This window comes from Shewanella sp. 5_MG-2023, from assembly GCF_030547465.1.
GTDB lineage: Bacteria > Pseudomonadota > Gammaproteobacteria > Enterobacterales > Shewanellaceae > Shewanella.
In genome coordinates, this window is sequence record NZ_JAUORC010000016.1 from 60,091 (window position 1) to 73,961 (window position 13,871).

The 13,871-nt window shown below is 40.8% G+C and carries 11 protein-coding genes; 7 read left to right on the top strand and 4 right to left on the bottom strand.

The features are described from left to right. Positions 1 to 218: 218 nt before the first annotated feature. Positions 219 to 887 carry an HAD family hydrolase gene (locus tag Q4557_RS11115; RefSeq protein WP_303412804.1) on the bottom strand — a complete coding sequence of 223 codons (669 nt, stop codon included), beginning with the start codon at positions 885 to 887 and terminating at the stop codon, positions 219 to 221. A 149-nt stretch (positions 888 to 1,036) separates the two neighbouring features. Then, positions 1,037 to 1,762 (bottom strand): bifunctional 2-polyprenyl-6-hydroxyphenol methylase/3-demethylubiquinol 3-O-methyltransferase UbiG, encoded by a 726-nt coding sequence (gene ubiG, locus Q4557_RS11120; protein WP_102439817.1) that lies wholly within the window; start codon positions 1,760 to 1,762, stop codon positions 1,037 to 1,039. A 356-nt stretch (positions 1,763 to 2,118) separates the two neighbouring features. Between ubiG and gyrA the strand changes: the two genes are divergently transcribed. Further along, positions 2,119 to 4,821 carry a DNA gyrase subunit A gene (gene gyrA / locus Q4557_RS11125; RefSeq protein ID WP_102439818.1) on the top strand — a complete coding sequence of 901 codons (2,703 nt, stop codon included), beginning with the start codon at positions 2,119 to 2,121 and terminating at the stop codon, positions 4,819 to 4,821. An 80-nt stretch (positions 4,822 to 4,901) separates the two neighbouring features. On the opposite strand, the gene Q4557_RS11130 is transcribed toward gyrA, so the two are convergent. Beyond that, positions 4,902 to 6,047 carry a serine hydrolase gene (locus Q4557_RS11130; RefSeq protein ID WP_102476835.1) on the bottom strand — a complete coding sequence of 382 codons (1,146 nt, stop codon included), beginning with the start codon at positions 6,045 to 6,047 and terminating at the stop codon, positions 4,902 to 4,904. Between the two features lie 311 nt (positions 6,048 to 6,358). Between Q4557_RS11130 and serC the strand changes: the two genes are divergently transcribed. Then, positions 6,359 to 7,450: a 3-phosphoserine/phosphohydroxythreonine transaminase gene (serC, locus tag Q4557_RS11135; RefSeq protein ID WP_102439820.1), complete on the top strand. Its 1,092-nt coding sequence runs from the start codon at positions 6,359 to 6,361 to the stop codon at positions 7,448 to 7,450. Between the two features lie 109 nt (positions 7,451 to 7,559). Here the strand turns inward: serC and Q4557_RS11140 are convergent, their stop codons facing one another. Beyond that, positions 7,560 to 8,750, bottom strand: coding sequence for an amino acid aminotransferase (locus Q4557_RS11140; RefSeq protein ID WP_303412704.1), 1,191 nt, complete (start codon positions 8,748 to 8,750; stop codon positions 7,560 to 7,562). Positions 8,751 to 9,173: 423 nt separating this feature from the next. On the opposite strand from Q4557_RS11140, the gene aroA reads away from it, so the two are divergent. The 5 genes from aroA (at position 9,174) to Q4557_RS11165 (ending at position 13,870) form a co-directional block, all read left to right on the top strand. Beyond that, entirely contained in the window at positions 9,174 to 10,454 is a 1,281-nt protein-coding gene (gene aroA / locus Q4557_RS11145) for a 3-phosphoshikimate 1-carboxyvinyltransferase (protein ID WP_102439822.1), read from the top strand. A 175-nt stretch (positions 10,455 to 10,629) separates the two neighbouring features. Then, the gene (cmk, locus tag Q4557_RS11150; RefSeq protein WP_102439823.1) at positions 10,630 to 11,307 is read left to right on the top strand and encodes a (d)CMP kinase; all 678 of its coding nucleotides are present in this window, start codon (positions 10,630 to 10,632) and stop codon (positions 11,305 to 11,307) included. Positions 11,308 to 11,399: 92 nt separating this feature from the next. Continuing rightward, on the top strand, positions 11,400 to 13,088 hold the full coding sequence (gene rpsA / locus Q4557_RS11155; RefSeq protein ID WP_277869102.1) for a 30S ribosomal protein S1: 1,689 nt from the start codon (positions 11,400 to 11,402) through the stop codon (positions 13,086 to 13,088). A 72-nt stretch (positions 13,089 to 13,160) separates the two neighbouring features. Then, complete coding sequence (gene ihfB, locus Q4557_RS11160) at positions 13,161 to 13,448, top strand: integration host factor subunit beta (protein WP_076536501.1); 288 nt, start codon at positions 13,161 to 13,163, stop codon at positions 13,446 to 13,448. Positions 13,449 to 13,570: 122 nt separating this feature from the next. Further along, the gene (locus Q4557_RS11165; protein ID WP_102439825.1) at positions 13,571 to 13,870 is read left to right on the top strand and encodes a LapA family protein; all 300 of its coding nucleotides are present in this window, start codon (positions 13,571 to 13,573) and stop codon (positions 13,868 to 13,870) included. The last annotated feature ends 1 nt before the right edge of the window (position 13,871 follow it).

Genomic DNA, 13,871 nt, shown 5'->3' on the forward strand with positions numbered 1-13,871 from the left:
TAGTGAGGTTTGGGGCGATTTGCAAGCAGCAATTTAGTGAATAAGTTGTGGATATCTTATGTATAGTGGCCAATGTTAGTGAAGGCTAACCTGCTAGGTCAAAATACACGATATTTTGTTGGTTAAGATTAATATTTAGCCGAAAAAAAACGTGAGCTCGATCGCTACAATATTCGGCGATCGATTGTTTTGTTAACAAAATTATTTGCTATTTATATTTAAGATTTGTTAAGGAAAGCCTGATGTAAGTCGGCAACCTTGCTGAACTGAAAATCACTCGGCCATTCATTGGGTTTATCTTGCTCTGACAAATAACCCCATAATGCGATAGCGCCTTTCATCCCAGCATTACGGGCGGCAATTAAATCCCTTTCAGCATCACCTATATATAGGATGTCCTGTGGCAGGCAATTAATTTGCTGGGCAGCAAGTAACATTGGCGCGGTATGTGGTTTGGAGTGCTGGGTGGAGTCACCACTGATAATCGAAGTGAGTTTGTGCTCGATGTTTAAGGCCTTAACCAATGGCCGAGTAAAACGGGCTTGTTTATTAGTAACAACACCATAAGGGATGTCACGTTGCTCTAATAACAACAGAAAATCATCAAAACCGCTAAATAATGATGCTTTTTCACCATTGACCCGTTGGTAATGCACTAACAAAGCTTGCTGAACTTCGATTTGTAACTCATGGGAAAGCTCAGGTATACCGGCTTTTACAAGCGCCAAACTACCATGGGAGGCAGCAGAGCGTAAGTTATCAATACTTTTACTAGCGATACCGCGCTCTTGCAAACTTAAATTTAATGCATGGACAAGATCTGGGGCTGTATCAGCTAATGTACCGTCTAAATCAAAGAGTACACCTTTAATCTTGTTCATAGTTATCCTAAGCGTGCTGAAGTTATTAGCGATTACTTAATCCGATTATGAATTAAGTGAAGGATTAAAGTAGTAATGTCACTGATTCACTGAGTATTACTACTTTAATATTGTTCTACTATTTATGGCTGGCTATTAAAGATGACGATGTGATACTAATCAGCTTTTTGGGTGGCGATCATATAATTAACGTCAACTTTATTCGTGTACTTATATACACCCGTTAAAGGATTAAAGCTTATCCCAAGAGCATCACGGCAATGAAGCTCTGTTTGGTCAACCAAATTGATTAACTCAGACGGTTTAATGAACTTACTGTGGTCATGCGTGCCAACTGGCAGCATCTTTAAAACATATTCAGCGCCAACAATTGCTTGAATATATGACATCAGGTTACGGTTAATGGTTGAAAAGAACACATAACCGTTAGGTTTAATCATATCGCAGCATGCTTTAATCACTGATAATGGGTCAGGGACGTGCTCTAACATCTCCATGCATGTGACCACATCATAATAGCCTTGATGTTGCTGTGCATGTTCTTCTGCGGTCATGGTTTGATATTGGATATCGATGCCAGTTTCTAATGCATGCAGTTTAGCCACTTCAATTTGCGCTTCACCCATGTCTAAACCTGTTACATTGGCACCAATTTTAGCCATGCTTTCTGACAAAATACCACCACCACAACCGATATCTAATACTTGCTTACCAAAAATACCACCACTGGTTTGATCGATATAATTAAGGCGTAATGGGTTAAGTTGATGCAAAGGCTTGAAACTGCCATTAGGATCCCACCAAGACTGGGCCATTTGGGCAAATTTTTCTATTTCTTGATGATCTACATTTTGCGGCGTGGTTTGTTCTTGGTTAGACATGTCGAGAACCCATTAATTATTAGTATTTATTGCAGGTATTATAACCATTGGATTGAATAAACATAGTGAGATGAAGCAAGATTTCACTTTGGTTGACGGAATATTGCTCAATGTCTGCCCATAAAAACGACATCAGTTTTTTATGGGGCAATTTATCAAAATGAAATACGCAAATAATGTAATAGAGATTGTTGAATTTAATGATTTTTTGACAGCTTTTATCCTCGCGTTAATATTTCCTTGTTCTAGGGTCTAGCCTCTTTAAATATCTGTGTTAGAATGCCAAATCACGTTTTTGAGCTACACAATAAAATGGAATAATTATTGTGCGCTAATTTTAGGGGAACGAGCAGTTTATGACTGATCTGGCATCATCAATTTCGCCAATTAACATCGAAGACGAACTAAAGAATTCATATTTAGATTATGCAATGAGTGTAATCGTAGGTCGTGCATTACCTGACGTTCGTGATGGGTTAAAACCTGTTCACCGTCGTGTGTTATTTGCCATGAACGAGTTGAAAAACGACTTCAATAAGCCTTATAAAAAATCAGCTCGTGTTGTTGGTGACGTAATTGGTAAATATCACCCACATGGTGACACGGCCGTGTACGATACGATTGTTCGTATGGCACAACCATTCTCAATGCGTTACACGCTCGTTGACGGCCAAGGTAACTTTGGTTCTGTTGATGGCGATTCAGCAGCGGCGATGCGTTATACCGAAATTCGTATGCGTAAGTTGGCACATTCTTTATTAGCTGACTTAGAAAAAGAAACCGTAGATTTTGTACCTAACTATGATGGTACTGAATTTATCCCAGCGGTTTTACCTACTCGTGTACCAACATTATTAATTAATGGTTCGTCTGGTATTGCGGTTGGTATGGCAACAAATATCCCGCCACATAACATTTCAGAAGTGATTAAAGGCTGTTTAGCATTAATTGAAGAACCTGAGTTATCTATTGAGCAATTAATGGATTACATCCCAGGTCCTGATTTCCCGACAGCAGCCAGCATTAATGGTCGTAAAGGGATCATTGACGCGTATAAGACCGGTCGTGGTCGTGCGATTATGCGCTCAAAAGCTGAAATTGAAGACAATAATGGCCGTGAGCGTATTATTGTTACTGAAATCCCATATCAGGTTAACAAAGCCCGCTTGATCGAAAAGATTGCTGAGCTTGTTAAAGATAAAAAGATTGAAGGTATTACTGGTCTACGTGATGAATCTGATAAAGACGGTATGCGCATCGTTATCGAGATCAAACGTGGCGAAGTCGGTGAAGTTGTTTTAAACAACTTATATGCGCAAACTCAAATGCAATGTTCTTTTGGTATTAACATGGTGGCATTGACCAATGGTCAGCCTAAACTGTTTAACCTGAAAGAAATGCTAGAGTGCTTCATTCTTCACCGTCGTGAAGTGGTGACGCGCCGTACTGTATTTGAATTACGTAAAGCCCGTGAACGTGCTCATATTCTTGAAGCATTGGCTATTGCATTAGCTAACATCGATCCAATCATTGCACTAATTAAAGAATCGCCAACCCCTGCGGAAGCGAAAGTAAAATTAGTGGCACAAGGTTGGGATCTTGGTAACGTTCAAGGCATGCTTGAAAAAGCCGGTGATGATGCTGCTCGACCTGAATGGTTAGAGCCAGAGTATGGTATCCGTGAAGGCAAGTACTTCCTGACTGAGCAACAAGCACAAGCTATTCTTGAGCTACGTTTACATCGCCTAACAGGTTTAGAGCACGAGAAGATTCTTTCAGAATACGAAGAGTTACTTGAGTTCATTGCAAGCTTATTATTCATTCTTCGTAGTCCTGAGCGCTTGATGGAAGTGATCAAAGAAGAATTAGAAGAAATGCTTGAGCAATACGGCGACCCACGTCGTACTGTTATTAACCAAAACGAAGTTGATATGAGTCTAGAAGACTTAATCAATGAAGAAGATGTAGTCGTAACACTTTCTCATATGGGTTACGCCAAGTACCAACCGTTAACTGACTATCAAGCTCAGCGCCGCGGTGGTAAAGGTAAAGCTGCTACTAAAGTAAAAGATGAAGATTTCGTCGAAAAACTATTAGTTGCCAATACCCATGATACGATTTTATGTTTCTCTGATTTTGGTAAAATGTATTGGTTGAAAGTTTATCAACTACCACTGGCAAGCCGTACCGCTCGTGGTCGCCCAATCATTAACTTATTACCATTGTCAGATGGTGAGCGTATTACTGCAATTCTACCTGTTCGTGAATATGCAGATGACAAATATATTGTTATGGCTACCGCTCACGGCACCGTGAAGAAAACCGCATTAACGGCTTACAGTAACCCACGTGCGAACGGTATTATTGCCGTTAACCTTAAAGACGACGATCAACTAATTGGTGTTGATATTACTGACGGTAGCAACGACATCATGTTGTTCTCAAACGAAGGTAAAGTGGTTCGCTTTAACGAAAAAGTACGTGATTCAGAAACCGGTGAAGTGAAGAAAGATCCTGAAACTGGTGAAGACATGATTGCGATTCGTCCAATGGGCCGTACAGCAACAGGTGTTCGTGGTATCAAACTTGAAGATGGTCAGAAAGTTGTTTCGATGATCATTCCGAAAGTAGAAGGTGATATTCTAACTGTCACTGAAAACGGTTATGGTAAACGTACTGATTTAGCTGAATATCCAGCTAAGAGCCGTGGCACTAAAGGTGTGGTTTCAATCAAAGTAAGTGAACGTAATGGTGCTGTAGTAGGCGCAGTTCAAGTTACTGAAACTGACGAAATTATGCTAATTAGTGATAAAGGCACCTTGGTTCGTACACCATCTGCTGGCGTGTCGTTGATTGGTCGTAACACCCAAGGCGTAACGATTATCCGCACTGCAGAAGATGAGAAAGTCGTTGGCTTGCAGCGTATCGAAGAAATTCAAATGGATGAATCTGAACTTGATGCTGAAGCAGAAGGTCAAACAGTAGAAGGCGAAGTAGTTGCAACTACTTCTGATGCTGAAAACCCTGCAACAGATACACCTGCACAAGATGACGAATAAGTTATTCTAGTGACAAAAAAGGATGCCAATTGGCATCCTTTTTTATTGCTTGTCATTTATAGATGATAATGACGTCCGAATTAGTTTTGCTGTTTAAATACATCATGCCAAAAAGCAGAACTCAATTTAGCAATAACTCTCGACTCACCATTCAATAGCATTACCATGCCGATATTCAGCTCGGGAGAATAGGAAATTTCAGCAACATAACCCGCTACCCAACCAGCGTGATAAATTAATGGCCGGCCTTCAAACTCATATACCCGCCATCCTTTGCCGTAATAAGCATTATCAAGGTAGGTACGCCAATCTCGGCGGCGAAGCTCCTTGGTTGTTTTAACGCCTGGCGTCGTCACATCATTAATCACAGCGCTTGAAAGTACAGCAGGTTTCTCGCCTAAGTTGGCGATTAACCACTTGGACATATCAGTAATGCTCGCATTGACGCCTGCCGCTGGAGCCAGTTCATAGTAGTTTGGTTTTACTGATACTTTTTTAAAGCCTGATTTAGTCTTAATGTGTGGCTCTGCGCGATTTTTTTCCGCCATAAATGCTGTATAGCCTGTTGAGGCGTTATTCATCTCTAGTGGCTTAAAGATGCGTTTTTCAATGTAGTTCTCGTAGCTTAGGCCACTTTTTTGCTCAATGGCAGATTCGATAAATGAAAAGGCTACATTCTGGTAGCTATAGCAAACGCCAGGCCTGCACATTGGGGTTATTTCTGAAAACTTATTTAGAATTTTATCCTTGCTTACATTGGCATTGACTAAGTTATCGTAGCTATTTGGCATTAAGCCTGTGCTTTGACCGATAATATGGCCTAGGTTAATTTTCTGACTGGCTTTAGGATCAGCTAATACAAAGCTTGGAAGATAAGCATTTATCGGTTGTTGCCAGTCAAGTTTATTTTCCTGGACTAACATACTGGCCAGAGTACCTGCAAAGGTTTTAGATACAGATGCAAGTCGAAACACCGTATTGGCATTTACATTTAAAGCGCTACCTTTGCTGCGTTTACCGTAATAACTGAGCTTTAGAATCTTGTCGCCTTCGACAATAACAAACGCACCGCCCGGGACTTTGTTCTTTTTAAGTTGCTGATGAAATTTTTGCTTAAATTTATCAGATACGCCGTTATAAATTGAAGCATGTGTTGGCTTACTGACAAGGACAGTGCTTATTGCTAAAGAAAGCGTGCCTACGATAAAAGCCGATTTTGAAAACATGTAAATATCCATGACCGCGTTACGGTATTTATTATTCTAGTTAACACTGACACAAGGCCAATCTCTAAAGAGACTATAACCTAATGCTTTAGTATGACTATTGTTGTGTAATTTTTCTCACTTTACTAGTGATAAATAGCACTTAGTTTTTAAAATAGCGTTGTCGTTTATTGTCATTAACTAGCAATAAAGCTCGACAGAATCAGCATTGATGATTAATTTTCATTTTAGCTGCCAAACAGTTGCGATATACTGCTGAGAATTCGATACATTATGAATGTGTTAACTAAAAACGATATAAGGACAATGCTGTGAGCGCTATTTATAATTTCTGTGCTGGACCTGCCATGTTACCTCAAGCTGTGATGCAAAAAGCGCAGCAAGAATTAATTAACTGGAATGGCTTGGGTGTGTCCGTAATGGAAATTAGTCATCGTAGTAAAGAGTTTATGGCGTTAACCCAACATGCCGAGAAAACCTTACGTACCTTGATGGATATTCCAAAAAACTATCACGTTTTGTTTATGCATGGCGGCGGACGAGGTCAATTTACCAATGTTGTTAATAATTTCTTAGGTGACAACGGTAAAGCCTTGTATTTAGTTAATGGCCAATGGTCAACGGCTGCGGTAAAAGAAGCGATAAAACTGGTTGGTGAAAACAACATTGATCAAGTCAATATCATTGAAAATATCGATGGTTTAAATCAGGTGGTGCTGCCTGACTTTAGCGCGCATAGTGACGATTATCGTTATTTGCACTTTTGCGCCAATGAAACCGTTGATGGCATCGAAATTTTTGATGAAATTGAGTGTCCTTGGCCAGTCGTGGTTGATTTGTCTTCAACCATTATGTCGCGAAAAATCGATGTCAGTAAGTATGGTTTGATTTACGCTGGCGCTCAAAAAAATATCGGCCCTTCAGGCTTGTCTATCGTGATTGTCAGAGATGATATGTTGCAGCTACCCAGTTTGCCGCAGTCATCGATTATGGATTACCGTATCGCACAAGCCAATGACTCGATGTTCAATACGCCACCCACGTTCGCCTGGTACTTAGCTGCCGAAGTGTTTGACTGGTTAACATCAGTAGGCGGCGTAGCTGCAATGGAAGCATTAAATCAGCAAAAAGCGCAAATGCTGTATGACTGTATTGATAACAACCCGTTTTATACCAACGGTGTTTGTAAGCAAAACCGTTCACGGATGAATGTGACATTCCAATTAAGCGATAGTAGCTTAGATAGTGAGTTTTTAGCCCAAGCTGAGCAAGCAGGCTTGGTCGCCTTAAAAGGTCATAGAGTAGTAGGCGGCATGCGTGCCAGTATTTACAATGCTATGCCGTTAGCGGGTGTGCAGGCGCTGGTTGACTTTATGCAAGCTTTTGCTAAGCAGCATAGCTAAAGCGATACCAAGTTACATTGTTGAGCTTTAGTTCTACAGAATAAAAAGCGAATAATGAGCAGTCATTATTCGCTTTTTTAAACGCAATTATTGGCTTACAACCAGATAGTTAAAGAATTATTGCGATTGATTTTGCAAGGTAACCAACATTTGTTTCGCTTATACCCGCAATACTCATACGGCTTGAGCCGACCATATAAATGCTATGTTCTTTTTTAAGGGTTTCAACTTGCTCAGCATTAATCCCTAAGAAAGAGAACATGCCTTTTTGGTTAGCAATAAAGCTGAAATCTTGTTTAACCCCTTGTTCTATTAATTTGTTGACCAACATTTGTCGATTGCCATTAATGCGGTTGCGCATAACGGTTAACTCATCTAACCATTGCTGCTTTAATTGTGCGTCACCTAAAATGGTTTCAACAAGGGCAGCGCCATGAGCTGGCGGCATTGAGTAAATACAACGCACTACATACAAGAGTACAGAAAAAGCAATATTCGCCTTAGTACTATCTTTAGCCATAATGCTACAAGCACCAATTCGTTCACGGTATAAACCAAAGTTTTTAGAACATGAACTACATAAGATCATTTCTTCAACTTGAGCGGCCATTTGACGAACGCCGTAAGCATCTTCATCAACGCCATCACCAAACCCTTGATATGCCATATCAATTAATGGGGTAAAACCTTGCTTAGCGGTAATGCTGATGACTTCATCCCACTGGGCATTGGTTAAATCCATGCCGCTTGGGTTATGACAACATGCATGTAGTAGTACCACATCGTTACTACCGATCTTATTTAATGCCGCTTTCATTTCATCAAATTTTAGAGTTTTTGCATCGTAATCATAATATGGGTAAGTTTTTACAGTGATGCCAGCGGCTTCAAATAAGCCAGTATGGTTAGCCCAGGTTGGATCGCTCACCCATAACACGGCATTAGGATTACAGCTTTTAATAAATTCAGCAGCAACGCGCAGGGCACCTGTGCCACCAGGCGTTGATACCGTTCGGATACGGTCAGCAATTAATGCACTGTGAGCTTCGCCAAATGCTAGTTCTGTCATCAAAGTATTAAACTGAGGAGAACCAGTAGGGCCAATATAAACCTTAGTCGTTTCAGACTCAGTGCGCAGTCGCTCTGCTGTCTTTACACAATCAAGAATAGGCGTATTGCCGATTGGGTCTTTGTAAACACCAACCCCGAGGTCAATCTTCTGTGGGTGAGTGTCTTGGCGGTACTGAGTAAGTAAACCAAGAATGGGATCTGCAGGCATTGCAGTTAACGCGTTAAACATGGCCATTGACCTTATAGTATTAAAAATAAAAGTAGGGTTTTGTTTAGCATAACGTGGTTTAAATACTGATTGAAATGGCTATTTCTAGAAACTACCTAAAATAAAGATTTTACTTAGTTTAAAGTTTACACTTTTACCAAAAAAGTCATTTATTTGCTTAATGAAGTTGGCTGTTTGGGTCATATAAATGGCCGAGTTGCGCTTTTTTTACGCAAATAATTCAAGTTCAGCGTAAAACTGTCATTTAATTTCAGTTATCCCTTGAATCATTGGCTGCAATCAGTAAATTTGTATTCAAGAATAATTTATTAAGTTTATACCATCTAATTCGTATAGATAAATTGACAAAGACGTCATTTTCTCTTTAGCCCATACACATTTATTCTTCCGTAGCAGGGAGAAGACATTTAAGAAGAACTTGTAATGAAACAATTGCGTCTTGATCCGATCCAAAAAGTAAATGGCGTTGTCAATATTCCTGGCTCTAAGAGTATTTCGAATAGAGCGCTGTTATTAGCAACCTTAGCCGAAGGCAGAACCACGCTAACAAATCTGCTTGATTCAGATGATATTCGCTATATGTTGGCATCATTAAAGCAATTAGGCGTTGATTACCAATTATCTGAAAATAACACCGTATGTGAGCTACAAGGCTTAGGTAAGCCTATTACGGCGGAACAAGCGCAAAGCTTATTTTTAGGTAATGCGGGAACAGCAATGCGGCCTTTATGCGCGGCATTGACACTGGGCAGTGGCGAGTTCACCTTAACGGGCGAACCACGTATGGAAGAGCGTCCTATTGGCGATCTTGTTGATGCACTACGTCAACTCGGTGCTGAAGTGAGCTATCTTAAAAATGATGGTTTTCCACCGCTGACGATTAATGCCAATGGTTTAAATGGCGGTGATGTTGAGATAGCGGGGGATTTATCCAGTCAGTTCCTCACAGCTTTGTTAATGGTAGCGCCATTAACCAAAGACACGGTTAATATCACCATTAAAGGTGAGTTAGTGTCTAAACCATATATTGATATCACTATCGCACTAATGGCCCGTTTTGGTGTTGAAGTGATCAATCATGACTACCGCCGTTTTGAAATACCTACAGGTCAGAAATATGTTTCCCCAGGTAAAGTGCTAGTTGAAGGCGATGCATCCTCTGCTTCATACTTTCTTGCTGCTGGCGCAATTCAAGGCGGTGAAGTCAAAGTGACCGGTGTCGGTAAACTCAGTATTCAAGGCGATGTTAAATTTGCTGATGTACTCGAAAAAATGGGCGCAGACATCGAGTGGGGTGACGATTTTATTATCGCGCGCCAAGCAAAATTAACCGCGGTTGATTTAGACATGAATCACATTCCAGATGCGGCAATGACCATTGCAACTGCGGCATTATTTGCCGAAGGCACCACACGTATCACAAACATTTACAACTGGCGCATTAAAGAAACCGATCGTCTTGCAGCAATGGCCACTGAATTACGTAAAGTCGGTGCAACCGTTGACGAGGGTCATGACTATATTACCGTTACGCCACCAGCTGTTTTAAATACAGCAGCAATTGACACTTACAACGATCACCGAATGGCGATGTGTTTTTCAATGCTGGCTTTTGCTGATTGCGGTATTACCATTAATGATCCAGATTGCACCTCTAAAACCTTCCCAGCCTATTTTACTGAATTTGCACGTATCGGTGAGTAAAGCGCTTGGTTTAAGTCTTAAATATGACGGCAGTCAATATACTGCCGTCATTTGATCTTGATTGAATATCGTAAATTTTCTCCAGTATTTTGCTGTAAATTGTTGTACAATGCCGCCCGCTCATTTTGATGAACCTTTTTATATTCATGGAAGATTGTTTTTTTCGGAGGAATTTATGTCTGAACGTGCTCCAGTAGTCACAATCGACGGACCAAGCGGTGCAGGAAAAGGGACCATATGCCAACTCGTCGCTGAGCGACTTGAATGGCACTTACTAGATAGCGGCGCTATCTATCGTGTTTTAGCCCTTGCAGCCATTCATCACGATGTTGAATTAGAAAATGAAGAGGCGATCACCTTACTTGCTTCTCATTTAGACGTGCAGTTCTTAGCGGGCAGTGACCTTGTAAAAGTCATTTTAGAAGGTGAAGACGTTTCAACCAGTATTCGTACTCAAGAATGTGGTAATGCAGCATCTAAAATCGCTGCTTTACCTCGCGTAAGAGAAGCATTACTGAGACGACAACGCGCTTTTTGTACTGAACCGGGTTTAGTCGCCGATGGGCGTGACATGGGAACAGTGGTTTTTCCTAACGCACCCGCAAAAATATTCCTAACTGCATCCGCAGAGGAAAGGGCGCAGCGACGCTATAAACAGTTGCAGGACAAAGGCTTCGATGTTAATATCGATCGCCTTTTATCTGAAATCATTGAGCGTGATGAGCGCGATATTAATCGCTCTGTCTCACCTTTAGTGCCTGCAGATGACGCGCTAGTTATTGATACTAGTGGCATAGGTATTAATGAAGTGCTTGAGCTTGTGCTTGAACACATCAATAAAAACTTAAGGTAATTTCTTAATTCTGAGAATTTATCAAACAACATTTATATCACGGAAGATGTAAATCAATTAATTGACTCCACATCTAGGATGGATGGTGGTTTATAAAAGAAAGTAATCATAAAATGACTGAATCTTTTGCTGATCTATTTGAACAATCCCTAAATGAACTTGAGTTCCGTCCTGGTTCTATCGTACGCGGCGTAGTAGTACGCATCGAAAACGGTACTGTACTTGTTGACGCTGGTCTTAAGTCTGAAAGCCCTATCTCTGCTGACGAATTCAAAAACGCTCAAGGTGTTTTAGAAATCGCTGTTGGTGATGAAGTTGATGTTGCACTTGACTCTGTTGAAGACGGTTTCGGTGAAACTCAATTATCTCGTGAAAAAGCTAAGCGTCACGAAGCTTGGATTGTTCTAGAAAAAGCGTATGAAGATGCTGAAACTGTAATCGGTATCATCAATGGTAAAGTTAAAGGTGGTTTCACTGTTGAATTAAACGGTATCCGTGCCTTCTTACCAGGTTCTCTAGTAGACGTTCGCCCAGTTCGCGATACTGCTCACCTAGAGTACAAAGAATTAGAATTCAAAGTTATCAAACTTGACCAGAAGCGTAACAACGTTGTTGTTTCACGTCGTGCTGTTATCGAATCAGAAAGCAGTGCCGAGCGTGATGCTCTTCTTGAGAACCTTCAAGAAGGTCAAGCAGTTAAAGGTATCGTTAAGAACCTTACTGACTACGGTGCATTCGTAGACTTAGGTGGCGTTGACGGTCTTCTACATATCACTGATATGGCTTGGAAGCGCGTTAAGCACCCATCTGAAATCGTTAATGTTGGTGACGAAATCAACGTTAAAGTTCTTAAGTATGACCGTGAGCGTACACGCGTATCACTAGGTCTTAAGCAACTTGGCGAAGATCCATGGTTAGAAATCAGCAAGCGCTACCCAGAAAGCACACGCTTAACTGGTCGCGTAACTAACCTAACTGACTACGGTTGTTTCGTTGAAATCGAAGAAGGCGTTGAAGGTCTTGTTCACGTTTCTGAAATGGATTGGACTAATAAGAACATTCACCCATCTAAAGTTGTTAACTTAGGTGATGAAGTTGAAGTTCTAGTATTAGACATCGATGAAGAACGTCGTCGTATTTCTCTAGGTCTTAAGCAATGTAAGACTAATCCATGGGATGATTTCGCTACTCGTTTCAACAAGGGCGATAAAGTTTCTGGTAAGATCAAGTCTATCACTGACTTCGGTATCTTCATTGGTCTTGACGGTGGCATCGATGGTCTTGTTCACCTTTCTGACATTTCTTGGAACGGAACTGGCGAAGACGCTGTTTCTGAGTACAAGAAAGGCGACGAAATCCATGCAGTAGTACTTTCAGTTGACCCTGAGCGCGAGCGTATCAGCTTAGGCGTTAAGCAAACTGAAGACGATCCTTTCAATGCCTACTTGGCAGATAAGAAGAAAGGTACTATTGTAAATGGTGTAGTTACTGCTGTTGACGCTAAAGGCGTTACAATTGAACTAGCTGAAACTGTTGAAGGTTACCTTCGCGTTGCAGATATCTCTCGCGAGCGTATCGAAGACGCATCTACAGTATTCGCTGTAGGTGACAAAGTTGAATCTAAGTTCATGGGCGTAGATCGCAAGAATCGTTCTATCAGCTTATCTATCAAAGCGAAAGATGAAGCAGATGAGAAAGAAGCTATGGCAACTATTAACAAGCAAGAAGATGCTGTTATTAGTAATGCAATGGCTGAAGCGTTCAAGGCAGCTCGTAAGTAATATATCGCCTGTTGTTTGGGGAGTTCGCTCCCCATTAGGCGACTGTTTTGGCTTGATTATAGAGGGTAAAGGATGACTAAATCCGAACTGATCGAAAAGCTTGCCACTGGGCAGTCGCAGTTGTCGGCTAAAGAAGTGGAAAGTGCTATTAAAGAAATGTTGGAGCAAATGGCAACAACATTAGAAGGCGGGGATCGTATTGAAATCCGTGGCTTTGGTAGTTTTTCTCTTCATTATCGTGCACCACGTGTTGGTCGTAATCCAAAAACTGGAACCTCAGTTGACTTGGAAGGCAAATATGTACCGCACTTTAAGCCAGGCAAAGAACTGCGTGAACGTGTCGATGCGGTTAATGTTTAATTAACGCTTGATTAAAAAGCCTCCTTTTGGAGGCTTTTTTGTATCTATTGCACTGCAAAGCTGGTTACTTTAGCAAATATCTTGGATAATCAATTATATTGCGACGTTGAATGGAGACTCACGTGAAATCATTTATTGCCATTGTTATTGTTGGTTTATTCTTTGTCCTAGCTTTACTTTTTGGTGCTAAGAATGAACAAATTGTCACTGTAAGTTATTTTATTGCAGAAGGTCAGTATCGTTTACCCGTCGTACTCGCTGTTGTTTTTTTCAGTGGTTTTGTCATAAGCTGGTTATTTGCTGCTTATTATATTTTAAAATTCAAAATCATATTAAGAAAAAACAAAAAGCAAATTGCCCAATTAACAGAGCAACTGTTAGAACAACAATCTCAACCAATGTCACAGGATACTGTAGCGTAAT